The sequence below is a fragment of the Achromobacter seleniivolatilans genome (assembly GCF_030864005.1).
In the GTDB taxonomy this organism is placed as follows: Bacteria; Pseudomonadota; Gammaproteobacteria; order Burkholderiales; family Burkholderiaceae_B; genus Achromobacter; species Achromobacter seleniivolatilans.
This window is the reverse complement of sequence record NZ_CP132976.1, coordinates 3,127,292-3,152,310: the sequence shown is the minus strand read 5'-3', so window position 1 is coordinate 3,152,310 and position 25,019 is coordinate 3,127,292. Positions and strand designations below refer to the sequence as shown.

General features: G+C 62.1%; 20 protein-coding genes. 14 read left to right on the top strand and 6 right to left on the bottom strand.

The genetic code is table 11. The features are described 5' to 3' along the window. Positions 1–65: 65 nt before the first annotated feature. Genes infB through typA form a run of 4 tightly spaced genes read left to right on the top strand, consistent with a single transcriptional unit; the run spans position 66 to position 6,157 of the window. Positions 66–3,119 (top strand): translation initiation factor IF-2, encoded by a 3,054-nt coding sequence (gene infB / locus RAS12_RS14195; protein WP_306950970.1) that lies wholly within the window; start codon positions 66–68, stop codon positions 3,117–3,119. Positions 3,120–3,143: 24 nt separating this feature from the next. Continuing rightward, positions 3,144–3,545: a 30S ribosome-binding factor RbfA gene (rbfA, locus tag RAS12_RS14190; RefSeq protein WP_306950968.1), complete on the top strand. Its 402-nt coding sequence runs from the start codon at positions 3,144–3,146 to the stop codon at positions 3,543–3,545. A 39-nt stretch (positions 3,546–3,584) separates the two neighbouring features. Continuing rightward, the gene (gene truB / locus RAS12_RS14185; protein WP_306950967.1) at positions 3,585–4,337 is read left to right on the top strand and encodes a tRNA pseudouridine(55) synthase TruB; all 753 of its coding nucleotides are present in this window, start codon (positions 3,585–3,587) and stop codon (positions 4,335–4,337) included. Further along, positions 4,334–6,157 carry a translational GTPase TypA gene (typA, locus tag RAS12_RS14180; protein WP_306950966.1) on the top strand — a complete coding sequence of 608 codons (1,824 nt, stop codon included), beginning with the start codon at positions 4,334–4,336 and terminating at the stop codon, positions 6,155–6,157. Before truB ends, typA begins: the two co-directional genes overlap by 4 nt. A gap of 91 nt (positions 6,158–6,248) precedes the next feature. Here typA and RAS12_RS14175 read toward each other — a convergent pair whose 3' ends face one another. Continuing rightward, positions 6,249–6,647 carry a tautomerase family protein gene (locus RAS12_RS14175; protein ID WP_306950965.1) on the bottom strand — a complete coding sequence of 133 codons (399 nt, stop codon included), beginning with the start codon at positions 6,645–6,647 and terminating at the stop codon, positions 6,249–6,251. A gap of 106 nt (positions 6,648–6,753) precedes the next feature. Between RAS12_RS14175 and RAS12_RS14170 the strand changes: the two genes are divergently transcribed. Next, positions 6,754–7,617 (top strand): LysR family transcriptional regulator, encoded by an 864-nt coding sequence (locus RAS12_RS14170; protein WP_306950963.1) that lies wholly within the window; start codon positions 6,754–6,756, stop codon positions 7,615–7,617. A 39-nt stretch (positions 7,618–7,656) separates the two neighbouring features. Further along, complete coding sequence (locus tag RAS12_RS14165; protein ID WP_306950961.1) at positions 7,657–9,081, top strand: M20 family metallopeptidase; 1,425 nt, start codon at positions 7,657–7,659, stop codon at positions 9,079–9,081. A gap of 24 nt (positions 9,082–9,105) precedes the next feature. Here the strand turns inward: RAS12_RS14165 and RAS12_RS14160 are convergent, their stop codons facing one another. Next, complete coding sequence (locus tag RAS12_RS14160) at positions 9,106–9,798, bottom strand: LOG family protein (protein ID WP_503366821.1); 693 nt, start codon at positions 9,796–9,798, stop codon at positions 9,106–9,108. On the opposite strand from RAS12_RS14160, the gene polA reads away from it, so the two are divergent. From polA to RAS12_RS14145, 3 genes are all read left to right on the top strand, one after another. Continuing rightward, on the top strand, positions 9,797–12,514 hold the full coding sequence (gene polA, locus RAS12_RS14155) for a DNA polymerase I (protein ID WP_306950959.1): 2,718 nt from the start codon (positions 9,797–9,799) through the stop codon (positions 12,512–12,514). The genes RAS12_RS14160 and polA overlap by 2 nt on opposite strands. A 119-nt stretch (positions 12,515–12,633) precedes the next feature. Next, positions 12,634–13,473 carry a ZIP family metal transporter gene (locus RAS12_RS14150; RefSeq protein WP_306950957.1) on the top strand — a complete coding sequence of 280 codons (840 nt, stop codon included), beginning with the start codon at positions 12,634–12,636 and terminating at the stop codon, positions 13,471–13,473. 55 nt (positions 13,474–13,528) lie between these two features. Next, on the top strand, positions 13,529–14,317 hold the full coding sequence (locus tag RAS12_RS14145) for a dienelactone hydrolase family protein (RefSeq protein ID WP_306950955.1): 789 nt from the start codon (positions 13,529–13,531) through the stop codon (positions 14,315–14,317). 75 nt (positions 14,318–14,392) lie between these two features. Here RAS12_RS14145 and RAS12_RS14140 read toward each other — a convergent pair whose 3' ends face one another. Then, positions 14,393–16,054 carry a Na/Pi cotransporter family protein gene (locus RAS12_RS14140; protein WP_306950954.1) on the bottom strand — a complete coding sequence of 554 codons (1,662 nt, stop codon included), beginning with the start codon at positions 16,052–16,054 and terminating at the stop codon, positions 14,393–14,395. A 175-nt stretch (positions 16,055–16,229) separates the two neighbouring features. Between RAS12_RS14140 and RAS12_RS14135 the strand changes: the two genes are divergently transcribed. Beyond that, entirely contained in the window at positions 16,230–17,621 is a 1,392-nt protein-coding gene (locus RAS12_RS14135; protein ID WP_306950952.1) for an L-serine ammonia-lyase, read from the top strand. A 77-nt stretch (positions 17,622–17,698) separates the two neighbouring features. On the opposite strand, the gene htpX is transcribed toward RAS12_RS14135, so the two are convergent. Further along, positions 17,699–18,580, bottom strand: a complete 882-nt coding sequence (htpX, locus tag RAS12_RS14130) for a protease HtpX (protein ID WP_306950950.1) — start codon at positions 18,578–18,580, stop codon at positions 17,699–17,701. A gap of 154 nt (positions 18,581–18,734) precedes the next feature. On the opposite strand from htpX, the gene RAS12_RS14125 reads away from it, so the two are divergent. Next, positions 18,735–19,589, top strand: coding sequence for a DMT family transporter (locus tag RAS12_RS14125; RefSeq protein WP_306950949.1), 855 nt, complete (start codon positions 18,735–18,737; stop codon positions 19,587–19,589). A gap of 30 nt (positions 19,590–19,619) precedes the next feature. Then, the gene (locus RAS12_RS14120; protein ID WP_306950947.1) at positions 19,620–20,471 is read left to right on the top strand and encodes a sulfurtransferase; all 852 of its coding nucleotides are present in this window, start codon (positions 19,620–19,622) and stop codon (positions 20,469–20,471) included. Between the two features lie 63 nt (positions 20,472–20,534). Here the strand turns inward: RAS12_RS14120 and RAS12_RS14115 are convergent, their stop codons facing one another. Then, on the bottom strand, positions 20,535–21,104 hold the full coding sequence (locus tag RAS12_RS14115) for a phosphonate degradation HD-domain oxygenase (RefSeq protein WP_306950945.1): 570 nt from the start codon (positions 21,102–21,104) through the stop codon (positions 20,535–20,537). Positions 21,105–21,157: 53 nt separating this feature from the next. Beyond that, positions 21,158–22,021 carry a LysR family transcriptional regulator gene (locus RAS12_RS14110; protein ID WP_306950944.1) on the bottom strand — a complete coding sequence of 288 codons (864 nt, stop codon included), beginning with the start codon at positions 22,019–22,021 and terminating at the stop codon, positions 21,158–21,160. Positions 22,022–22,169: 148 nt separating this feature from the next. Between RAS12_RS14110 and RAS12_RS14105 the strand changes: the two genes are divergently transcribed. Together RAS12_RS14105 and RAS12_RS14100 are read left to right on the top strand one after the other, a co-directional pair. Then, entirely contained in the window at positions 22,170–23,243 is a 1,074-nt protein-coding gene (locus tag RAS12_RS14105) for a putative 2-aminoethylphosphonate ABC transporter ATP-binding protein (protein WP_306950941.1), read from the top strand. Then, positions 23,221–25,011, top strand: a complete 1,791-nt coding sequence (locus RAS12_RS14100; protein WP_306950939.1) for a putative 2-aminoethylphosphonate ABC transporter permease subunit — start codon at positions 23,221–23,223, stop codon at positions 25,009–25,011. The genes RAS12_RS14105 and RAS12_RS14100 overlap by 23 nt, the downstream gene beginning before the upstream one ends. Positions 25,012–25,019: the final 8 nt, after the last annotated feature.

The following is a 25,019-nucleotide window of genomic DNA, read 5'->3' as shown; positions in this document are numbered from 1 at the left end:
GCTTTATGTATCCACCGCAAGTTCACGTTGTTTGTAATTGCTGCCTATAGGGAAGAGAGAGCCTAATGTCGAGTAATACCGTCGCCCAGTTCGCTACCGAGCTGAAAATGCCTGCCAATGTGCTGCTGGATCAGCTGCGCTCGGCTGGTGTTGACCTCAAATCGGTTGACGATTCCGTCACCGACAGCGACAAGGCGAAATTGCTCGAATCGCTGCGTCGCGCTCATGGCGCGACCGAAGGCAAGAAGATCACTTTGACGCGCCGCCAGACGTCCGAGATCCGGCAGGCTGACGCCACCGGCCGCTCGCGCACGATTCAAGTGGAAGTTCGCAAGAAGCGCGTGTTCGTCAAGCGTGATCCCTCCGAAATCGCCCAGGAACATGCCGCGTCCGCGCGTGCTGAAGACGAAGTTTCCGTCGAAGAAGAGCAGCAGGTGTCCGTGCCGGCTGCATCCGAGGCTCCTGACGTGGTTGAGCAACTTGAAACCACGACTGTTCAGGCAGAGGCTGCGGCCCCGGTCGAACAGCAAGAGCCCGTTGCTGTAGAAGCGCCCGCGCCGGTTGAAGCGCCCGCGCCTGTTGAATCCGTCGCGGCCGAAGCGCCCGCCCCCGTCGAGGCGCAAGCCCCCGAGGTCCAGGCCCAGCCTGAACCCGAAGCGACGACGGCGCCTGCTCCTGCCGAGCCCGTGGCCGAAGAGGCCAAGCCCGAAGTCAAGACTGAATCTACCGAGCCCACGGCTGAAGAAGCCAAGCCGGAACCCGTTGTGCTAGCTAATAAGTCCGAAACATCTACCCCCCAGGCCAACGCGCCTGTCGCCCAGGCCCAGCCTGCTGCGAAAATCGAATCCGTTAAAACCGCTGCGCCGACGCCCGCTGCGCCTGCCGTCAAGGTTGGCAACCGCGCGGACAATCGCCGCGCCGGACCTCCGCTTGCTGCCTCCGCTACGTCGGGTGGCCGTGACGAGGCTCGTCGCGCTGCCGAGGCTGAAGCCGCTGCACTGCGCGAGATGCTTAACCGTCCGCGCAAGGTGCTGCGCGCCCCTGAGCCGGAGGCGCCTGCCGCCCCCGCTGCTCCGATTTCGGGCACGTTGCACAAGCCGGCCGGCAAACCGGGCGCTACGCCTGGCGCCAAGAAAGACGCCAAGCCGGCCGCACCCGGCGCGAAGAAGACCATCAAGACGGCCGAAGTCGCTTCGACCTGGTCTGATGACGCGTCGCGCAAGAAGCCCGCTGACAAACCGGCAGCCCCGGCCAGCCGTGATGGCTGGCGCGCAGGCGGCAAGGGCGGCGGCAAGAGCAGTGGCGGCCGTGGCGGTCGCAACCAGCAAAATGACCGCCGTAACGAACCGGCACCGCAGGAATTCATCGCCCGTGAAGTTCACGTGCCGGAAACCATCAGCGTGGCCGACCTGGCTCACAAGATGTCCGTCAAGGCCGCAGAAGTCATCAAGCATTTGATGAAGCTGGGCCAGATGGTCACCATCAACCAGGTGCTGGACCAGGAAACGGCAATGATCGTGGTCGAAGAACTCGGTCACGTGGCGATTGCCGCCAAGCTGGATGATCCGGAAGCCTTCCTGGACGAAACCGCAACCGTGTCGGAAGCCGAAGCGCTGCCGCGCGCTCCGGTCGTGACCGTGATGGGCCACGTTGACCACGGCAAGACCTCGCTGCTGGATTACATCCGCCGCGCCAAGGTTGCCGCGGGCGAAGCCGGCGGTATTACGCAGCACATCGGCGCCTACCACGTTCAAACCGAGCGCGGCATGGTGACCTTCCTTGACACCCCGGGCCACGAAGCGTTTACCGCTATGCGTGCCCGTGGCGCCAAGGCAACCGACATCGTGATCTTGGTGGTTGCTTCCGACGACGGCGTGATGCCGCAAACGCGTGAAGCCATCCACCACGCCAAGGCTGCGGGCGTGCCCATGGTTGTGGCCGTGACCAAGATCGACAAGCCGTCGGCCAACCCGGACCGCGTGAAGCAGGAACTGGTTGCCGAACAAGTGGTGCCGGAAGAATACGGTGGTGACGTGCCGTTCGTGGGTGTTTCCGCCAAGACCGGCGAAGGCATCGACGACCTGCTCGAAAACGTGCTGTTGCAAGCCGAAGTGCTGGAACTGAAGGCTCCGGTCGAAGCGCCCGCCAAGGGCCTGGTCATCGAAGCCCGTCTGGACAAGGGCCGCGGCCCGGTCGCGACGATTCTGGTGCAGAGCGGCACGCTCAAGCGCGGCGATGTGGTGCTGGCTGGCGCAAGCTTTGGCCGCGTCCGCGCCATGCTGGACGAAAACGGCAAGCCGATTCAATCGGCCGGCCCGTCGATCCCGGTGGAAATTCAGGGTCTGACCGAAGTGCCCGCAGCCGGCGACGAGCTGATGGCGCTGACCGACGAACGCAAGGCGCGCGAAATCGCGTTGTTCCGTCAAGGCAAGTTCCGCGACGTCAAGCTGGCCCGCCAACAGGCTGCCAAGCTGGAATCGATGTTCGACAACCTGGGCGAGGGCACGCAAACGCTTACCCTTATCGTCAAGACCGACGTGCAAGGTTCGCAGGAAGCGCTGGTTCAGTCGCTGGTCAAGCTGTCGACCGACGAAGTCCGTGTGCAAGTGGTGCACGCGGCCGTGGGCGGCATCTCGGAAACCGACATCAACCTGGCTATCGCCTCGAACGCTGTCGTGATCGGCTTTAACGTGCGTGCGGAAGCTAGCGCCAAGAAGCTGGCCGAGAACAACGGCATCGACGTGCGCTACTACAACATCATCTATGACGCTGTGGATGAAGTTAAGGCAGCCATGTCGGGCATGTTGGCGCCCGAGAAGAAAGAAGAGATCATCGGCCTGGTCGAGATTCGTGAGGTCTACAGCATCTCGCGTCTCGGTAACATCGCCGGTTGTATGGTGCTTGATGGCATCGTGCGCCGCGACTCCCAGGTACGCCTGCTGCGCAACAACGTGGTTCAATGGACGGGGCATCTCGAATCGCTGCGCCGCTTCAAGGACGACGTCAAGGAAGTCAAGTCCGGCTTCGATTGCGGTCTTACGCTGCGCGGCAACAACGACATCCAAGTGGGCGACCAACTGGAAGTCTTTGAAATCAAGGAAATCGCGCGTACGCTGTAAGGCGTCTGCGAGGCATTATTTCTAATGAGCCGTCACAAGTCCAAAGCCATCCCCGGTCGCAATTTGCGGCTGGCCGACCAGATCCAACAGGATCTGGCCGGGATCATTCAGCGCGAAATCGATATGAGTCGCGCTGGATTGATCACGCTCTCTGGTGTGGAACTGTCGGCCGACTACGCGCATGCCAAGGTGTATTTCACGGTTTTGGGCGCTGAGCCCGAAGCCGCGACTGCCTTGCTGAACGAGAAGGCCGGCTGGCTGCATTCGCAGCTCTATAAGCTGTTGCACATTCACACTGTCCCCACTTTGCGTTTTTTCCACGACGAGCAAATCGTCCGTGGTATCGAAATGTCGATCCTTATCGACCGCGCAAACCGGCCCGGCCCGCACTCGGGCGTGCCCGACGAACCAGAAGACCAGTCCTGATCGGGCTGTCGTCACTGATTTAATTTCCGGATTCCGACGATGGCTAAACGACGCGGGCTTGTGCTCGACGGTGTGCTGTTGCTCGACAAACCCGTAGGTTTGTCGAGTAATCACGCTTTGCAGCGCGCCAAACGTGCCATGGATGCGGCGAAAGCCGGTCACACGGGCACGCTGGACCCCTTTGCCACCGGCTTGCTGGTGTGCTGCATGGGACGAGCCACTAAAATTGCTGGCGCGATGTTGAATGCCGACAAGGCATATCGCGCTACGCTGCAATTTGGCAGCGAAACTGATTCAGGCGACCTGACCGGCAATGTCGTATCGACCGCCGAACCAGGTTTTACCGTAGAGGAACAAGCACTGCGCGACGCGCTGTCACGTTTCTCGGGCACGATCGAGCAGATTCCGCCGATGTACTCCGCGCTCAAGCGCGACGGCAAGCCGTTGTACGAGTACGCGCGCGCTGGCATTGAGCTGGAACGCGCGCCTCGCCAGATCACGATTCACCGCATCGAACTGTTGTCCTTTAACGGGACGCAGGCAGAGATCGATGTGGCATGTAGTAAAGGCACATACATCCGAACACTGGCCCAGGACATCGGGCGCGTGCTGGGCTGTTTCGCCCACCTGACGGCGCTGCGGCGCACGCATGTCGGGCCATTTTCTCTGGAACGCGCCGTTGAACTGGAGGCCTTGCAGGCTATGCCAGACCCTAAGCAGGCATTGCTTGCACTGAACGAATTGCCGGAGGGCTTGCTGCCCTCCACCCTGACCTTAAAGGACTCGCTATGACTCGCGCCTTGCGCAACGTCGCCATCATCGCCCACGTGGACCACGGTAAAACAACCCTGGTCGACCAGCTGCTGCGCCAATCCGGCACCTTCCGCGAAAACCAGGCGCTGACCGAACGGGTCATGGACTCGAACGATCTGGAAAAAGAACGCGGCATTACGATTCTGGCCAAGAACTGTGCCGTTGAATACGAAGGCACGCACATCAACATCGTCGATACCCCGGGACACGCGGACTTCGGCGGCGAAGTCGAACGCGTGCTGTCGATGGTTGACGGCGTGCTGCTGCTGGTGGACGCCGTTGAAGGCCCCATGCCGCAGACCATTTTCGTGACCCGCAAGGCGCTGGCCCTGGGCTTGAAGCCGATCGTCGTGGTCAACAAGGTGGATCGTCCGGGCGCTCGCACGGACTTCGTCATCAACGCCACTTTCGACTTGTTCGACAAGTTGGGCGCAACCGAAGAGCAGTTGGACTTCCCGGTGATTTACGCATCGGGTCTGTCGGGCTACGCCGGTTTGACCCCCGACGTGCGCGAAGGCAACATGCGCCCGTTGTTCGATGCCATTCTGGAACACGTGCCGCAGCGTGACGATGATCCCAATGGTCCGCTGCAAATGCAGATCATCTCGTTGGATTACAACAGCTACGTCGGCAAGATCGGCGTGGGCCGTATCAACCGTGGCCGCATGCGTGCGGGTATGGAAGTGGCCTACAAGTTCGGTCCTGATGGCCAAGGCGGCCGCGGCCGTATCAACCAGGTCCAGAAGTTCCATGGCCTGGAACGTGTTGTGGTGGAAGAAGCCGAAGCCGGCGACATCGTGCTGATCAACGGCATCGAAGAACTCGGCATTGGCTGCACCGTGACCGATGTGGCAACGCAAGAACCGCTGCCGATGCTGCGCATCGACGAGCCGACGCTGACCATGAACTTCATGGTGAACACGTCGCCGTTGGCCGGCCGTGAAGGCAAGTTCGTGACCAGCCGCCAAGTGCGCGATCGTCTGGACCGCGAACTGAAGTCCAACGTGGCGCTGCGTGTGCGCGACACGGGCGATGACACCGTGTTTGAAGTGTCGGGCCGCGGCGAACTGCACTTGACGATTCTGCTGGAAACGATGCGTCGCGAAGGCTACGAGCTGGCCGTGTCGCGTCCGCGTGTGGTGTTCAAGGACATCGACGGCGTGAAGTGCGAGCCGTTTGAGTCGCTGACCGTTGACGTGGAAGATGCTCACCAGGGCGGCGTCATGGAAGAGCTGGGCCGCCGTAAGGGCGACCTGCAAGACATGCAGCCGGACGGCCGTGGCCGTACGCGTCTGGAATACCTGATCCCGGCCCGTGGCCTGATCGGTTTCCAAAACGAGTTCCTGACGCTGACGCGCGGCACGGGCTTGGTCAGCCACATCTTCCACGAATACGCCCCCATCAAGGAAGGCGCCATCGGCGAACGCCGTAACGGCGTGCTGATCAGCCAGGACAACGGCGATGCCGTGGCCTACGCGCTGTGGAAGCTGCAAGATCGCGGCCGCATGTTCGTGAGCCCGGGTGATGCGCTGTATGAAGGCATGATCATTGGTATTCACAGCCGCGACAACGACCTGGTCGTGAACCCGATCAAGGGCAAGCAGCTGACCAACGTTCGCGCTTCGGGTACTGACGAAGCCGTGCGCCTGGTTCCGCCGATTCAGATGTCGCTGGAATACGCTGTGGAATTCATCGACGACGACGAACTCGTGGAAATCACGCCGAAGTCGATCCGTCTGCGTAAGCGTCACCTGCTGGAAAACGAGCGCAAGCGCGCTTCGCGCGAATCCGCTATCTAAGCGGACCCAAGGGGCCATGCCCCTTGCGCGTTCAGCAATGAAAATAGCCGCACACCTTCGGGTGCGCGGCTATTTTTTTGGTGCAGGAAATTCACAGGCCATTCTTCTGATGGCGGAACTCCTGGGTTTCGCCGCCATACCCGTAAGCGGCAGCCCGCGCGTCAATCACATGAACGTAAGAGCACTCATGCAGTTCGCCCAGGATGTCCTGAAAGGCGGTGTAGATCTGCTTGATGAATCGCGCTTTCTCGGCCTTGGTATTGGTTTCGTCCGTGACGCTGATGTCCAGGTGGAACGCGTTTTTGCCAAGTTCCGACAGCGGCCGGCCGCCAATGAACCATTGATCATGCGGGATGTGTTGCAAGGTAATGGCGATAACGGGCAGCTTTTTACCCAACACGGACTGCGTCAAGCCAGCAACGGATTCGACGACGCGGCGATTGATGGCGGCATTGGACTGACCGGACAGATGAACGACGATGTGAGGCATGGTTGGCTCCAGAAAAATGGGGTGTAGAGGCAGTGTAGGAAGCCGATTGACAATGGAAAAGCGGGAAATTACGATCTTATCCATCGATTAATCCGTTGGATAAGCCATGTCAGGATTTGATCTGGACCAGCTGCGCACGCTGGTTGCCGTGCTGGATTCCGGCAGTCTGACGGCGGCAGCGCCCAAGGTGTTTTTGTCGCAATCGTCCGTTAGTGAGCAGATGCGCAAACTGGAAGACCGTGCGGGCCAGCCCTTGCTGCTGCGCGGCAAGTCGGGCGTGACGGCGACGCCTGCAGGCGAAAGGCTGTCCACCCATGCGCGGGCGATCCTGGCATTGAGCGACGAGGCCTATCGCGACCTGCGGGGCGTGGCCTTGCGCGGCGAATTGCGGCTTTTCATCACGGATTACTTTCGGCCCGGCGATGTCGCGCGCATGTTGCGCCGCCTGAACGAGCAGTACCCGCAGGTGCGTTTGCACGTGACCATCATGAAAAGCGGCGCCATTGAAGCGGCCTACGAGCGCGGCGAGATCGACGTGGGCATTTCGATGATCATCCAAGAACGCGGCGCAGCGCGCGGACGGCCCCAAGGAGAGTTGTTGCGGCGCGAACCGCTGTTGTGGATGGCGGCGGATGGGCACGATGCCTCGCGGGATGGGCCCTTGCCGCTGCTGGTGCTGCCTGAGACCTGCGCGTTGCGTCAGTACGTGGAGCGCCTGCTGTCGCGCCGCGGCGTGCCGTATTCGGTGGCGCACGTGGCGTCTGGCGTGGCGGGGCTGCAACTTGCCATTTCTGCGGGACTGGGGGTAGCTTGCCTGAATGAATCCGCGCTGGGTCCAGGCATCAGCCGATTGAACGCACCCGGTCTGCCGGTATTGCCAGCAGTCGAGTTTCGTCTGCTGCCCGCGAGGCCCGGGGAAAGTGAATTCATTGGTCTGGCCCGCGAGGCGATCATCAAGGCTATGAGTTAGATCCGAACCAGAAAAACTAGCTTAACCACTGGAGATGCAATGGGTGCCATCGACACACTCGCGCCGTTTATCGACGCGCGCAGCGAGCGTTACGCAGAACTGAGTGACCGCATCTGGAGCCTGGCCGAACTGCGGTACGACGAGCACAAATCGGCTGAACTGCATATCGCGATGCTGGAGGAGGCGGGGTTTCGCATTACGCGGGACGCTGCCGGCATACCTACCGCCTTCGTGGCGGAGGCGGGAGAGGGCGGGCCAGTCATTGCGATTCTGGGCGAATACGATGCGCTGTCCGGCTTGAGCCAGGAAAGCGGTGCTTACGCTTGCCAGCCGTCGCCGGAAACGCCCAACGGCAATGGACATGGCTGCGGCCATCACCTGTTGGGCACTGCCGCGCATTTTGCTGCGGTGGCCGTGAAGGAGTTCTTGGCGTCCAACGGACTGCCCGGCACCATCCGCTTCTATGGCTGTCCCGCGGAAGAGGGCGGCTCGGGCAAGACCTTCATGGCGCGGGCCGGATTGTTTGATGACGTGGATGCTGCACTGACCTGGCACCCGGCGTCCCACACTGGAATTTTTCATCAGTCGTCGCTGGCCAATATTCAGGCGTATTTCCGCTTTCGCGGGATTGCCGCGCATGCCGCGAACTCGCCGCATTTGGGCCGCAGCGCGTTGGACGCAGTGGAATTGATGAATGTGGGCGTGAATTATCTGCGCGAGCACATGGTGCCGGATGCGCGGGTGCATTACGCCGTGACCAACAGCGGCGGCATTTCGCCCAACGTGGTGCAGGCGCGCGCAGAGGTCTTGTACCTGGTGCGGGCGCCCATCAATTCGCAAGCAGCCGAGCTCTATGAACGCGTCAAGAATGTGGCGCGTGGCGCGGCCTTGATGACGGACTGCCAGCTCGATATCGTTTTCGACAAGGCGTGTTCCAACTACATGCCCAACAGCGAGTTGAACAAGGTCATGTACGCCAATATGGTGGCGCTGGAAGGCCCGGCTTATACCGCGGGTGAAGAGCAGACGGCACGCCGCATGTGGGACGTGATCAGCGAAGACGATATCGATAACGCAGGCAAGAATCTGGGCGCCGTGTTGCGCAACCCGACGCCGCTGTTCTCAGGCGTGGCGGCTTTTGACGCCAGCAAGACGGAAATCACTTACGGATCGACGGACGTGGGTGACGTCAGTTGGGTGACGCCCACCGCGCAATGCTGGGGCGCATGTTACGCCTACGGCACACCGTTCCATTCATGGCAGATGGTGGCGCAAGGCAAGATGTCCATGGCGCACAAGGGCATGGTGCACGCGGCCAAGGTCATCGCGGCCACCGCCGCTGACCTGTATACGCAGCCCGAGGCGCTGGCCCGCGCCAGGCAAGAGCTGCTGGAGGCGCGCCGGGGGCAACCTTATGTGTGCCCGATTCCCGCAGACGTGGTGCCGTCATTCATGCGTAAATGAGGCCCCACGCCGCGTTTACCGCATTCAGGCGGGCATGGCCGGAGCGTACTGCGCGTCTGAATTGACCTTTTCGTGGAATTCCACGACACGGCGCACGACCTTGATGGGGTCGTCCTCGATGATGAAAAGATCGAGGTCGTGCGCGCCAATCATGCCATTGGCCAAAACCTGGCCACCCAGCCATTCCACCAGGCCAGACCAATATTCGCTGCCTACCAGCACGATGGGCGCGGGCGGCACCTTGCCGGTCTGGATCAGCGTCAACGCTTCGAAGAGCTCGTCCAGGGTGCCAAAACCGCCCGGCATCGCCACATAGGCGAAGCTGTGCATGAAGAATGTGGCCTTGCGCGAAAAGAAATATTCGAACGACAGGCTGATGGTTTGGTATTCGTTGTTGTGCGCTTCGTGCGGCAGGCTGATGTTCAGCCCGATGCTGGTGCCGCCTGCCTCGAACGCGCCTTTATTGGCGGCCTCCATGATGCCCGGGCCGCCTCCTGCAATCACCGCAAAACCGGCGCCGGCCAACGCGGCCGAAATGGCGACGGTGGTTTCATAGTGGGGGGAGTTCCGGCTGACTCGTGCACTGCCAAAGACGCTGACCGCGGGCCCGATGTGTGCGAGCTCGTCTGCCGCCGTCCGTATCTCTGACATAATCAGCGGAATTTGTTTGTTGGCGGGTGTTTCCGCAGTTATTGCCATATCTGCCTTTGTAACCATGAAAAAAACCTTATTACTGGTCGACGGGTCAAGTTACTTGTACCGCGCTTTCCACGCTATGCCTGATTTGCGCAACGCGCAAGGCGAACCCACGGGTGCGCTCTACGGCGTGGTGAATATGTTGCGCAAGCTGGTATCTGACCATAAGGCAGAGTATGCCGCATGTATATTCGATGCTCGCGGCAAGACGTTTCGGGACGATTTGTATCCGGAATATAAATCGCACCGCCCCCCCATGCCGGAAGACCTGGCAGCACAAATCGAGCCCATCCATCGCGCCGTGCGGGCGCTGGGCTGGCCGGTGCTGGCGATCGAAGGCGTAGAAGCTGATGACGTGATCGGCACGCTGGCCAAGCGGGCTGCCGAGCAGGACGTGCACACCATCGTCTCGACAGGCGACAAGGATCTGGCCCAGTTGGTCAACAGCCATGTCACGCTCGTCAACACCATGACAGGCGAAGTGCTGGACGAGCCCGGCGTCGTCAACAAATTCGGCGTGCCGCCCGACCGCATCGTGGACTACCTGATGCTGGTGGGCGATACCGTGGATAACGTACCCGGCGTAACCAAGGTCGGTCCCAAGACGGCGGTTAAATGGCTGTCGGAATTCGGTTCGATCGACAAGCTTGTCGAAAACGCCGACGGGATCAAGGGCGTGGCCGGCAGCAATCTGCGTGAAGCCATGCCGAATTTTCCGCTGACGCGCCAACTGCTGACAGTGAAGTACGACTGCGATCTGGCCGGCCACGTGGAAACCGTGGACGATCTGACGCCGCGTGAACGCGACGACGCCACGCTGACTGAACTGTATGAACGTTACGGGTTCCGCACCTGGCTGCGTGACCTGACGGGCGACACTGAGCGCGTGCCCACGGGCGATGCGCGAATCGCTGCCGAGGCGCCCGCGGCCCCGACCGAAGTGGACTACCGCATCATTTCCGACTGGACCGAATTCGACGCCTGGGTCGAGCGACTGAAGGACGCGCCGCTCGCGGCGCTGGATACCGAGACCACATCGCTTGATCAGATGCAGGCCAAGCTGGTGGGCCTGTCGCTGTCGGTAAAACCTGGCGTCGCCTGCTATATCCCGGTAGCCCATCGTGGTCCGGACAACGCCCCGCAATTGCCCAAGGCCGAGGTGCTGGCCCGCCTGAAGCCGTGGCTGGAAGACGCCTCCCGCGCCAAGCTGCTACATCACGCCAAATACGACACGCATGTGTTCGCCAACGAAGGCATCAAGCTGGCGGGCGTGACTGACGACACGATGCTGCAAGCCTACGTGTTGGAGTCGCATCGCGGCGTGGGCCTGACCGAGCTGGCGCAGCGCTATCTGGGCCGCAGCGGAGTGTCCTACGAGGACCTTTGCGGCAAGGGCGCCAAGCAGATCGGCTTTGATGAAGTCGCCGTCGACAAGGCGGGGCACTACGCCGCGGAAGACGCAGACTTCACCTTGCAGCTGCATCAGGTGCTGCGCCCGATGGTGTCGGCGGACGAAGGGTTAAATCGCATCTATCTGCTTGAGATGCAGGTCTCGGCAGTGCTGACCACCATCGAGCGCAACGGCGTCAAGGTGGACGCAGCGGAATTGGGGCGCCAGAGCCACAAGCTGGGCCAGGAAATGCTGCTGCTGGAACAGAAGGCCTATGAACTGGCCGGGCAGCCCTTCAATCTGAATTCGCCCAAGCAATTGGGTGAAATCCTGTTCGGGCGTATGCAGTTGCCGGTGGTCCGCAAGACCGCAAGCGGCGCGCCGTCTACCGACGAAGACGTATTGAGCAAGCTGGCGCTGGACTATCCGCTGCCCCAGGTGCTGCTGGAATACCGCGGCCTGTCCAAGCTGAAGTCCACCTACACGGACAAGCTGCCGCGCATGATCAACCCCGATACGGGGCGTGTGCATACGCGTTATGCGCAAGCCGCGGTCATCACCGGCCGCTTGGCATCGTCGGACCCCAATCTGCAGAACATCCCGGTGCGCACCGAGGCCGGACGGCGCGTGCGCGAGGCGTTCATCGCCGAGCAGGGCTTGCTGCTGTCGGCGGACTATTCGCAGATCGAACTGCGCATCATGGCGCACGTGTCCGATGACGCCAACCTGCAACGCGCTTTTGCCGCAGGCGAGGACATTCACCGGGCGACCGCGTCGGAAGTGTTTGGGGTGTCTCTGGAAAACGTGACGTCTGAACAGCGCCGTGCCGCCAAGGCCATCAATTTCGGTCTGATCTACGGCATGGGCGTGTTTGGACTGGCGTCTAACCTGGGCATCACGCGTGATGCGGCGCAGGCCTATATCGACCGCTATTTCGCCCGTTATCCCGGCGTGGCGATGTATATGGACGATACCCGCCGCTTGGCGCGCGAACAGGGTTACGTGGAAACCGTTTTCGGACGCCGGCTGCAACTGCCGGAGATCCGCGGCGCCTCGGGTCCGCGCCGGCAAGGCGCCGAACGCGCGGCCATCAATGCGCCTATGCAGGGCACGGCGGCCGACTTGATCAAGATGGCGATGGTGGCGGTGCAGGATTGGCTGGAAGCCGAGAAACTGCAAACCCGCATGATCATGCAGGTCCACGATGAACTGGTGCTGGAAACGCCTGACGCCGAGCTTGAACTGGTCAAGGAAGCCCTGCCGCGCTTGATGTGCAACGTGGCTGAACTGCGCGTGCCGCTGGTGGCCGAGGTAGGCATGGGCAAAAACTGGGAACAGGCTCACTGAAACCGGACAGGCTCGCTCCGCTGTCGTACTGATGGGCCGCCGCTGCGCGGCCCATTTCCGCTTTTTGGATTGCAACAATATAATGTTGCACTTCACTCCGCCTATATTGCGTCCCCAACATGTTGCTGCTCTGGGTCTTGCTTGCCACCGTTACCGGTGGCCTTATCGCCGTCTTTGTCGCCAGTTGGCTGGCCTACAAGGTGTTCGCCCAATATCTGCATCACATGGTGAGCCTGTCCGTGGGGGTGTTGCTGTCGGTGGCGCTGCTGCACTTGCTGCCCGAGGCCTTTGAAGGCGGGGTGGCCGATGCGCATACGCTCTTTGCGCTGATGCTGGCGTCCCTGATCGGATTCTTTGTTCTGGAGAAGATCGCTCTGCTGCGCCACAGCCATCACCATGAAGGCGACGGGCATCATCATCACAAGGGCCATGATCATCATGAGGCGGGCCGGGGCGGCATGCTGATTCTGGTGGGCAGTTCACTGCACAACCTCTGCGACGGTGTGCTGGTGGCCGCCGCCTTCCTGACGGACCCGTTATTGGGCGTGCTGACTGCGGCATCGATCATCGTGCATGAAGTGCCCCACAAATTGAGCGATTTTGTCGTGCTGCTCAATGCAGGCCTGGCGCGCCGCCGCGCTTTTTCACTGATCCTGTTTACCAGCTTGTGTTCAGCCGTGGGCGGCATAATAGGGTACTTCGTGCTCCAGCAGGCGCAGGACTGGGTGCCGTATATCTTGGTGGTGGCTGCCAGCAGCTTCCTCTACATTTCGGTGGCCGACCTGATGCCGCAGATGCATGAACGGGTATCTCTTTCCGATGCTGTCCCCCAATTGCTGCTGGTGGGTGTTGGCGTCGCGCTGATCTACAGCGTGACGACGCTGATGCATCATGGGCATGAGCATGAGGCCGAAGCCGGCCACGGCGCGGCCCATGTGGAACATTCCCACTCGCACTAGGGCGGGGGAGCTGGCGGGATACCTGGCCGTAGTTGATCCCACACAGGAGTTCTCCATGAGTTTTTCCGCCGCCGCCGGTAACGTCGCTCCCACTGTCATCCATACCGATACGCAAGGCCTCGTCCACGGGGATTTCAAGCTTCCCGTGGCTGATGGCTCGATTGATGCCTATTTCGCCGCGCCAGAAGGCCGCCGCGACTTGCCGATCGTGCTGGTGGTGCAGGAAATCTTTGGCATCCATGAGCACATCAAGGATATCTGCCGCCGGGTTGCCAAAGCCGGCTATCTGGCCGTTGCCGCCAATCTGTACGAACGCCAGGGCGACGCTTCGGTCTACACCGATATTCCCAAACTCATCTCTGAATTGGTCAGCAAAGTGCCGGACGAACAGGTCTTTTCCGATCTGGACGCCAGCGTAGCTTGGGCTGCGCAGAACGGCGGCGACGCCAAGCGCGTGGCGGTAACTGGCTTTTGCTGGGGCGGACGCCTGACCTGGATGTATGCCGCGCACAATCCGAATGTGCGGGCTGCCGTGGCGTGGTACGGCAAGCTCAGCGTGGGTCATGGCCCGCTGATCAAGCGCGTGGCTTATGACGTGGTCAATGAGTTGAACGGGCCGGTGTTGGGCCTGTACGGCGCCAAGGATGGCAGTATCCCTGTGGCCGACATTGAAATAATGAAGACCAAGCTGGCCGCTGGCAACGCCGCAGCCAAGCAATCGGAATTTGTTGTGTATCCCGAGGCCGACCATGCGTTTATGGCGGACTACCGGGCCAGCTACAAGCCCGAAGCGGCGCAGGATGGCTGGCGCCGGATGCTGGAGTGGTTCAAGCGCTATTTGTGATGGAAGGCGTAGCGTTCTTCGTACGAGCGCACTAGAAAAAAAACTGGACCCTTGGGTCCAGTTTTTCGTTTCAGCTCAATTCCCGGCTTCGCGCAGGCGGCTGGGCAGGAGTTCGCCGTGGCGGGCTAGCAGCGGATAGGCGGCGGCACCCACGAGATGGGAGTTGATGCCCTTCATGTCGCGCAGGATGTCCAAGTACAGCGCGCCCACTTCGGCGGCGTCGACTTGGCCGGCCTTGATCTTTTGCAGGTGTGTGTCGGCAGCTTGGGTCTCGATTGTGCGGAAACGCGCTTTTTCGCCTGCCAGCGCGCGAGCCTGACGCAAGTCGTCATTCACGAAGAGCGCGGCGGCAGTACGCTGGTTGGAGATCAGTTGGCCCAAGGTGTCGTCCAGGCTGGAACGTTGTTCGGGCGAAAAGGTCCAGCCTTGCTTGCGCAGCTTGGCGACATGGCTGAGCAAGCCGTGATGGGCGATGTCGCCCGCGTGGCCGATATTGCTTGTGAAAGCCAGAATGTCGTCCATCCGCTGGATATCGTCGCGCGTCATGTTTTCCTGGTCCAGCGTGGCCAGGTAGGTCGTGATCGCGTTCTCCAGCTTGTCCAGAGCCGCATCCAGCTGACGCGCCTGCACCATGCGATGGCGGTTGTCGCGCTTGAAACCCGCCCGCGCGTACAGCAACAGGGTCTGCACCATATCGGCCATGCGCAGGGCTTCGCGAGCGGCGTTACCCAGGGCGACGGCCGGCACATCGTGCGCCCATTCGTCCAGATATTGGGGGCGGGATGGATCGTTCGGGTCGGCGCGTTTGGGCAGCCAGCGCGTAAGCAACGCCGCATAGGGTGTCAATATGGGCAGGAAGACCAGGGCAATGACCGCGTTGAACAGCGTGTGGAAGTTAGCGACGGCGCGCGCCGGGTCGCTGGCCATGTCGCTCATCAGGGGTTGCAGCACCGGCAAAAGCACCAGGCCGGCCAGCACACCCAGCACCCGGGTCAGCAAATTGCCCAAGGGCAGCCTGCGGGCGGCCGGGTCGTCGCCGGTTACACCTTCGATCATGGGGTTGATGGCGGTGCCCAGGTTTGCGCCCAGCACCAGCGCAAAGGCGACGTGCGGCGCCACCATATGGTGGCTGGCCAAGGACATCACCAGCACGACCACTGCTACGCTGGAGTGCGCCGCCCAGGTAAAGGCGGCTGACAACAGCACGGCGGCCACCGGCTGGGTGGCCAGCGCGTCCAGGATCATGCCCAGCATCGGCGCGGTTTGGAATGGCTCGAAAAGCTCGACCAACTGGTGGAGCGACAGCAGCAGCAGCCCCAGGCCGATAAACACCCGGCCCAAGTCGCGCGTGCGGCCCGGCGGGTAGCGGCGGAACATCCAGACGCCCGCCAGGATCAAAATGGGGGCGAGCGAGGTCAGATCGAACGACAGCAATTGCACGATCAGCGTCGTGCCGACGTTGGCGCCCAGCATCGCGGCCAGGGCTGGAACCAGGGCAACCACGCCGCCAGCCGCGAAGCCGGTGATCATCAGGCCCGTGGCGGTGCTGCTTTGCAGTGCGGCGGTGATGCCCAGGCCGGCGGCAAAGGCGCGTAAGCGGGTGCCCAGCGCTTTGCCCAGCGCCGCCCCGAGCGCCGCGCCAAATGCGCGTTGGACGCCGGTTTGGACCATATGCACGCCCCACAACAGGAGCGCGACGTAGCCGGCGAAGTCAAGCAGGGTAATAAGTCCGGACATCCTAGGGTGTTTCCATTCTTTTTATGACAAGAAATAATTCTGTAATGATCGCATGCCTGACCTGAGCGTGAAACCCGTTGCCGCGATACAGGATACGCCCCGGGGGTCTTTACTGCGGGCGGCTTGGGCTGCGCGTATCATTGCCTGACTATTCTTTGATGTTCTGGAGTTTTGCGTGGCCGTTTCTGTATTTGATCTGTTTAAAGTAGGCATAGGCCCGTCGAGCTCCCATACGGTGGGGCCCATGCGGGCCGCTCTGTTGTTTGCGCAAGGCCTGGAGCGTGATGGCCTGATCCCCAGCGTTGCCCACGTCCGCGCCGAGCTTTATGGCTCGTTGGGCGCCACGGGCAAAGGGCACGGCACCGACAAGGGCGTGCTGCTGGGCTTGATGGGTGAAGCCCCCGACACGGTGGACCCGGCCGCCATCGCCGGCATGGTCGCGTCAGTGCGTGCCAGCCGCCTGCTGCCGCTGCTGGGCAAGTATTCCGTTCCCTTCGTGGAAAAAGAGCACATGGTGTTCTACCGCCGCGAGGCGATGGCTGAACACCCTAACGGCATGAAGTTTCACGCCTATGACGCCAACGGCGAGTCGCTGCGCGAAGCCCGCTACCTGTCCGTGGGCGGCGGCTTCGTGGTGACGGCCGGCGCGTCCAATAGCCAGGTCATCGCCGCCCATAATCAACTGCCGTATCCGTTCCGCATGGGCCGCGAATTGCTGACGATGTGCCGCGAGAGCGGGTTGTCGGTGGCGCAATTGATGATGCAAAACGAGTTGACCTGGCGCGATGCCTCCGAAGTGGCGGGTGGCCTGGATCGCATCTGGCAAGTGATGCAGGACTGCGTGGCCCGAGGTTGCGGCATCAACTACCCCGAGGCGGATGGCGAGTTGCCCGGCCCGTTGCGGGTGCGCCGCCGTGCGCCAGAGCTATATCGCAACCTGACACAGCGCGCCGAACGTACGCTGTCGGACCCGTTGTCCGTCATGGACTGGGTCAACCTGTATGCCATGGCGGTCAACGAAGAAAACGCGGCTGGCGGCCGGGTTGTCACCGCGCCGACCAATGGCGCGGCGGGCATCATTCCAGCCGTGCTGCACTATTACGACCGTTTCATTCCAGGGTCCAACCGCGAGGGCGTGCGCGACTTTTTGCTGACGGCTGCCGCCATCGGGCTGCTCTACAAGTACAACGCGTCGCTTTCCGGCGCCGAGGTCGGCTGTCAGGGCGAAGTGGGCGTGGCGTGTTCCATGGCGGCAGGCGGCTTGGCTGCGGCGCTGGGCGGCACGGTCGAGCAGGTTGAGAACGCGGCCGAAATCGGCATGGAGCATAATCTGGGCCTGACCTGCGACCCGGTGGGCGGCTTGGTGCAGATCCCCTGTATCGAGCGCAATGCCATGGCCTCTATCAAGGCCGTGAATGCGGCCCGGATGGCGCTGCGGGGCGATGGCCAGCACTATGTGTCGCTGGATTCCGTCATTAAGACCATGCGCGAAACGGGCGCTGACATGAAGACCAAGTACAAGGAAACCGCCCGTGGCGGCCTGGCGGTGAACATCGTCGAGTGCTGATCGTCCGGGACCGTACTTAGCGGCAAAAAAAAGCCCTTCGAATAATTTCGAAGGGCTTTTTGCTGCGGAAGCGGTGTTTAGATCACGCGGGCATTTTGCAGCGCGGCGATGCGGGCCGGAATTGGCGGGTGCGAGGCAAACATGGCGGACAGGCCACCCTTGCCAGTGATGCCCGAGGCTTCAAAGGACTTGGGCAGGTCGCCCGGTTCCAGACCGCCCAGGCGGGCCAGGGCACGCATCATCGGTTCGCGGGCGCCCATCAGGTGGGCGGAACCGGCGTCGGCACGGTATTCGCGCTGGCGCGAGAACCAGGCCACGATGATCGAGGCCAGGATGCCGAAAATGATCTCACAGACCAGCACGGTGACGTAGTAACCCGGGCCGATGCCGCGTTCATTCTTGAACACGACGCGGTCGATGAAGTAGCCGACGACGCGAGCCAGGAACACGACAAAGGTGTTCACGACGCCCTGGATCAGGGTCAGGGTGATCATGTCGCCGTTGGCGATGTGGGCAACTTCATGCGCCAGCACCGCAGCGACTTCTTCTTCGGTCATGCTTTCCAGCAGTCCCGTCGACACCGCAACCAGCGAGTCGTTCTTGAATGCGCCGGTGGCAAATGCGTTGGGCGCGCCTTCATAGATGGCGACTTCCGGGCGGCCGATGCCGGCGCGGTCGGCCAACTGGTGCACGGTTTCAACCAGCCAGGCTTCCCGCTGGCTGCGGGGGGCGTTCGGGTCCAGCACTTGCGCGCCGGTGCTCCATTTGGCCATGGGCTTGCTGATCAGGAGCGAGATGATCGCGCCCGTGAAACCCACGACAACCGAGAAAATCAGCAGGGCATTCAAGTTCAGGCCATTGGCCGTGATGTAGCGGTCTACGCCCAGAATGCGCAGCGTGGCCGACAGCACGAGCATGACGGCCAGGTTGGTGATGACGAACAGGACAATGCGTTTCATGTTTTTTATGTTCCTCTGCGAGCGGAAAATACCCCGGTTGGACTAGGCGGCGGCCCGCCAGTTCCCCGACTCGCCGGCACCGCTCCCGGTGACGGAGAGTATAGTATCGCTTTCCCTTATTCCACCCCACTTTTCCCTTAGCGTAGACCCCCAAATGCAGGCACTTTGGATGTTGCTGGCGTCCGCCATGTTCGCCATCATGGGGTCGTTCGTGAAGCTCGGCACCGAGCACGGCGCGTCGCTGCCGCAGATCGTGCTCTTCCGCGGCCTCCCTTCCGTCATCCTGCTGCTGATGTGGGCCCGCGCCGGCCGCCAATCCATCATTCCGACCAGCTGGAAGCTCCATATCTGGCGCAACGTGTCGGGTGTGACGTCGATGTGGCTGGGGTTTTTCGCCATCTCGCATCTGCCGCTGGCTACTGCGACCAGCTTGAACTACACCGCACCGCTGTTCATTGCCTGTTGGATGCTGGGCTGGGGCGGCGCGCAGCGCGATCCGGTACGTATTGCGGCGGTGGCGCTGGGTTTCCTGGGCGTGATCGCCGTGTTGCGGCCCAGTATCAATGAAGACCAATGGCTGGCCGCGGTGATGGGCATGGGCGCTGGCGCCATGTCGGCCATTGCCATGATGCAGATCCGCGAACTGGGCCGCATCGGCGAACCCGAGTGGCGCACCGTGCTGTTCTTTTCCGTGGCGGTTTGTGCGTCGAGCTTTGCAGGACTGGCTTTTGAAGGCTGGGGCCAGGCCGACTGGCAGGGTTATGCGTCACTTTTCGGCGTTGGCGTGGCGGGCATGTTCGGCCAGTTGGCCATGACCCGCGCCTTTGGCATGGGATCGGCGCTGCTGACGGCCGCGCTGCAATACAGCACCATTATTTTCGCAGCCCTGCTGGGCATGGGTTTCTGGGGCGACCATCTGGACGGTCTGGCCTGGGCCGGCATGGGTTTGATCATTTCCGCGGGCCTCTTGTCGGTATGGCGCACGATGCGCGATCCGAAATCAGGCTGACCCGCGCCTCTCGCACCAGGAGCACACCGAATGACGATGACACTGATTTCCGCCGCGGATCTGGCGGCTCGCCTTGATGCGCCCGATGTGCGGGTGTTCGATGTGAGGCACGATCTGACGAATCACGCGGCCGGCCGTCAGGCGTATGACGCCGGCCACATCCCGGGCGCGCGTCACCTGGACCACGAGACTGAACTGGCTGCGCCGCGTACCGGCAAGAACGGCAGACACCCCTTGCCGTCCCGTGCCGAATTTGGCGCGCTGATGGCGGCGCACGGCGTGACGCCGCAAACCCTGGTGGTGGCGTATGACGCCAGCGGCGGCATGTATGGCGCGCACTTGTGGTGGATGCTGCGGTGGCTGGGCCATGACCGGGTGGCCGTGTTGGATGGCGGCTGGCAGGCGTGGGTGGCCGCTGGCTTGCCTGCATCGCAAGACGCAGCGCCCGCTGTGCAGGCAGGCAAGCCGGTAGAACCCGGTGCCTCTCTGGCCGGTTCGGTGGACGCCCGCGCGGTGCTGGACAATATCGCCCAGCCTGCTTTCACGGTGATCGACGCGCGCGCAGCCAACCGGTATCGCGGCGAAGTCGAACCCATGGACCCCGTGGCGGGCCACATCCCGGGCGCCTTGAATCGACCCAACGGCGAAAACCTGCAAGCCGATGGCCGCTTCAAGACCGCAGAGCAACTGCGTGCGGAATTCTCCAGCCTGCTGGACGGGCGCGACCCCGCTTCCATCGTGCACCAGTGTGGCTCGGGCATTACTGCCTGCCACAACCTGCTGTCCATGGAAATCGCGGGTTTGCCGGGTTCGCGCCTGTATCCGGGGTCGTGGAGCGAGTGGTGCAGCGACCCGTCGCGTCCGGTAGCCAAGGGCGCTTAGTACGGCTGGCCTGATGCCGGTGACAAAAAAGCCAGGGCACATGCCCTGGCTTTTGACTTTTTATTACCAGACCGCCGCCAGCTTCACCCGGCTGGAGACGCCTTCGGCGATCTCCAGAAAATGGTCCAACGGCGGTGTAGCCAGCCCCGGCACTTTGGCCATGTCATCCCAGCGCCTCAGACGAATCGCATCCGGCGCGCCCGGCATGCTCGCAAAGTCGACTGCCTGGCCCGCATCGAAACTGCCGCCTTGCAAGGCAAGACTGCGCTTGGAATCCTCCGACAGAGACGCTTCATATTGCGGTTCCACGTAGCAGAGGTAGCGTTTGGCCTCCACATGCAAACGGATCGGGTCCAGCACGGCGGAGCTGAACAGGCCGCGCAGAAAGGGCAGCACAAAGTACTGGTGCTTGTCGTCAACGCCGCGCAGCGTGGGCGTGCCTGGACCGTCGGCGATCAAGTGGCCCAGGTCATGCAGCAGGCAGGCGGTAATAAGTTGGGCATTGGCGCCGTGGCGCTCGGCGAGTGCCGCCGTTTGCAGCGCATGGCGCAAATGACTGACGGATTCGCCATGATAGGAACGGTGCCCCCGTTCCAGGAAAAGCAGCTCAATATCTTGCAAGGTCAAGGCCATGGTTGTCTCCTGAGTGGCCGCAAGGGGGAGGGGCGGGCAGTGACCGCTAGCGGTCAGCCGGCTGCCGGCGCCATCTCCAGAAAGCGCGCGATAAGCTGCACCGGTTGGCGCTCGCGCAGGCAATACAGGTATTCGTTCATCACAATGTCGGCGCCGTGGATGTCCAGAGCGGCCAGATCGGGATGGGACGGGATTTCACGCGAAGGAATCAGGCTGATACCCAAATCGCACAGAATGGCCTGCCGGATGGATTCCCGGCTGCCGATCTCCAAGGTGCGGCGCACTGTGACGCCAGCCGCCTGCAAGGCGTCTTCGGTCAGTTGCCGTGTCATGGAACCCGGTTCGCGCAACAGCACGGCATGGTCGGCCAGGTCGGCTAGCCGGACGTGATTGCGGCGTGCCAATGGGTGATCCCGGTGCGTGACGACGCGGATGGGGTCCGCCGCGATCATCCGGCGAAACAGATGTTTGTCATCCATTAGAAAAGATGACGTGGCAATCTCAATGCGGTAGTCGTGCAGCGCTTGCAGCATGGTCTGCGAGTTGCCTATCGTCAGCGTCAGATCAATGCCGGGATAACGCTGGTTGTAACGGCGCACGGTGTCCATGATGTAGAAGGGGCCGGTGGCGCCGATACGCAGGTTGCCTTCGCGCAGGTCGCTGGCGTCGCGCAGCCGGAAATCGATCTCGGTTTCCTGTTGCACCAGTTTTTCGACCATGGGCATCAAACTGTGGCCTGCATCCGACAGCCGCATGCCGCGGCCCTGCCGGTGGAACAGTTCGACGCCGTAACGGGACTCCAACTGGCGCAGTTGCCCAGTCACCGTGGGCTGGCTGACTCCGAGTTGGGCGGCAGCCTTGGTGACGGTGCCGCAGCGAGCCACGGCGTAGAAGGATTTGAGTTCGGCGACAAGCACGATGATGGGGGGCAGGAAATGGACGCAATGCGCAAGACCGCCAGTACACCAAAATAATTTGATGTTTTTATTACTGCATTTGCGCGAAGTGTCATAAACGCTCAATACGCGGCTTCCATACTGCCTTCGTTCCCAGACCGGAGGCACCATGCCCCAACCCGATACCGCCTTTCTATCAGTGCAGAATCTTGTGAAGCGATTTGGCAGCCACACTGCGCTGTCCGACGTTTCGCTCGACATTCGCGCCGGAGAGCTGGTGTGCCTGCTGGGCCCGTCCGGTTGCGGCAAGACCACGTTGCTGCGCGCCATTGCCGGCCTGGAACGCCAGGACAGCGGCACCATCGTCCTGTCTGGCCGCGATATTTCGCACGCCGAGCCGCAAGAGCGCGATTACGGCATTTTGTTCCAGTCCTATGCCTTGTTTCCCAATCTGACCGTGGCCCAGAACGTGGCCTACGGCCTGAGCGGCAAGCGCGCCCATCGCAAGCACGTTGCCAACCGGGTCGAAGAGATGCTGACTTTGGTCGGGCTGGCAGGTGCGTCCGAAAAGTACCCGGGACAGCTCTCTGGCGGCCAGCAGCAGCGCGTGGCCTTGGCGCGCGCTTTAGCGCCGTCGCCGTCCCTATTGTTGCTGGATGAACCCATGTCGGCGCTGGACGCCCGCGTGCGTGAACACCTGCGAATCGAATTGCGGGCTCTCCAAAAGCGCCTGTCCATCACCACGTTGATGGTGACGCATGATCAGGAAGAAGCCATGGTCATGGCCGACCGTATCGCCGTCATGAACGGCGGCATCATTGAGCAGTACGGCACGCCGCGCGAACTGTACCGTCAGCCGGGCTCCGCCTTTATCGCCGATTTCGTGGGTGAAGCGAACTGGCTGCCGTTCGAACGCATCGACACCCACCGGGCCCGCGTCGGCCGCCAGGAGTTGGGGGTGGATGCGCCGCTGGGCACGCAGGCCGGCAAGCTCTTCGTGCGGCCAGAGGCCGTGCGGGTCAGCATGACGCGCCCCGAAGAACCCAATTCCATGCTGGCCGACGTGCTGGATGGCGTGTTCCTGGGCCGGGGCTACCGTTTGGCCTTGCGTCTGGAAGGCGTGCCCGGTTCGACCGTGCATTCCATCGTATCTCCTGAAATCGGGGACGCCCTGTTGGGCCCTCACGCTGCCGGCCGTTGCTGGGTGGAGCTGCCGCGCCATGCGATTCGTACCTACGCTTGATTCGGCCATGACCCGTACGTCTACCGCAGGGGAGCCTGTGTCCGCACCCATAGCCGCCCCGGCGCTTGTTCTGGGCCGCCGCCCGCTGCCCGGCTGGATTGGATCATTGGGCCTGACCGTTGGGCAGGGCGCTCTGGTGCTGGGCTTGTTGCTGTTTCTGGCGTTGCCGCTGGCGGCGATCCTGGCCAAGTCCGTGACAGACTCCGACGGAGCTTGGGCGGGCTTGTCGGTCATCAGCGCCATCATCGGCGCGGATGGGTTTCTAAGCATGGTCGGGCGCAGCCTGACCGTGGGTATCGTGACGACGTTGCTCGTCGTGCCGTGCGCCTACGGATTTGCCTACGGCTTGACGCGTACGCGTCTGCCGGGCAAGGGCTTGTTGCGCACGATTGCCTTGCTGCCGTTGCTGGCGCCGTCGCTGCTGCCGGGGATTGCGCTGGTGTACCTGCTGGGTAATCAAGGCTTGCTGAAAGGGCTGATGGGCGGCACGACCATCTACGGTTTCTGGGGCATTGTTGTGGGCGAAGCCTTCTATACGTTTCCCCATGCGCTCATGATCCTGTTGACGGGCCTGACGCTGGCGGACGGGCGCTTGTATGACGCCGCACGCGCCATGGGCGCAAACTCCTGGCGCACGTTTTTGACCGTCACCCTGCCTGGCACGCGTTATGCCGTGTTCTCGGCTTGCTGCGTCGTGTTCACGTTGACGGTCACGGACTTTGGCGTGCCCAAGGTGGTGGGCGGCGATTACAACGTGCTGGCCATGGAAGCGTACAAGGCTGTTGTCGGCCAGCAGAATTTTCCCAAGGGCGCGGCAATTGGCATCTTGCTGCTGCTGCCGGCCTTGCTGACGTTCGTGCTGGACCGCCGCCTGCGCGCCCGTCAGGGCGCTCAGATGAGCGGCCGCGCCCAGCCGTATGCCGCAGGCGAAAACCGCCGTCGCGACGCTGCTTTTCTGACGCTGGCCGGGGTGCTGGCCGCGTTCCTGCTGCTGATCATTGGCGTGGCGGTGTGGGCCTCATTCGTGAAGATGTGGCCGTACAACTTGTCGATGTCGCTGCGTTCGTATGACTTCGACAATATGGACGGGGGCGGCTGGCTGGCCTGGCGCAATAGCCTGCAACTGGCTTTCTGCACGGCATTGATCGGCACGCTGGTGGTTTTTGTGGGCGCCTGGATGATGGAGAAAGTGCCGGCACGCGGTGCGGTGGCGCGAGGCTTGCGCGGAATGGTCAGCATGCTGGCGTTGATGCCGATGGCGGTGCCTGGCCTGGTATTGGGCTTGGGCTACATCTTCTTTTTCAACAGCCTCATGAACCCGCTGAACATGCTGTACGGAACGATGCCGCTGCTGGTTCTGTGCACCGTCGTCCACTTCTACACCAGCGCACATTTGACGGCGGCAACGGCGCTAAACGCACTCGACCCTGAATTCGAGGCTGCTTCGGCATCGCTGAAGGTGCCGCGCATGACGACGTTTCTGCGCGTGACGCTGCCGATGTGCCTGCCCGCTGCACTGGACGTTGCCCGCTACCTCTTTGTTTCCGCGATGACGACCGTGTCGGCCGTGGTGTTTCTGTACAGCCCGTCCACGGTGCTGGCTGCGGTTGCGGTGCTGAATATGGATGACGCCGGCTTTATCGGCCCCGCCGCCGCCATGTGCACGGTGATCATGGCCAGTTCCGCCGTCGCGTCGCTGCTCCTGCACTTGGCCAGCCGTGCGTTGGTGGCGCGCAGCCAGGCATGGCGCCGCCCCGCAGTGCTTTGAACGAATAT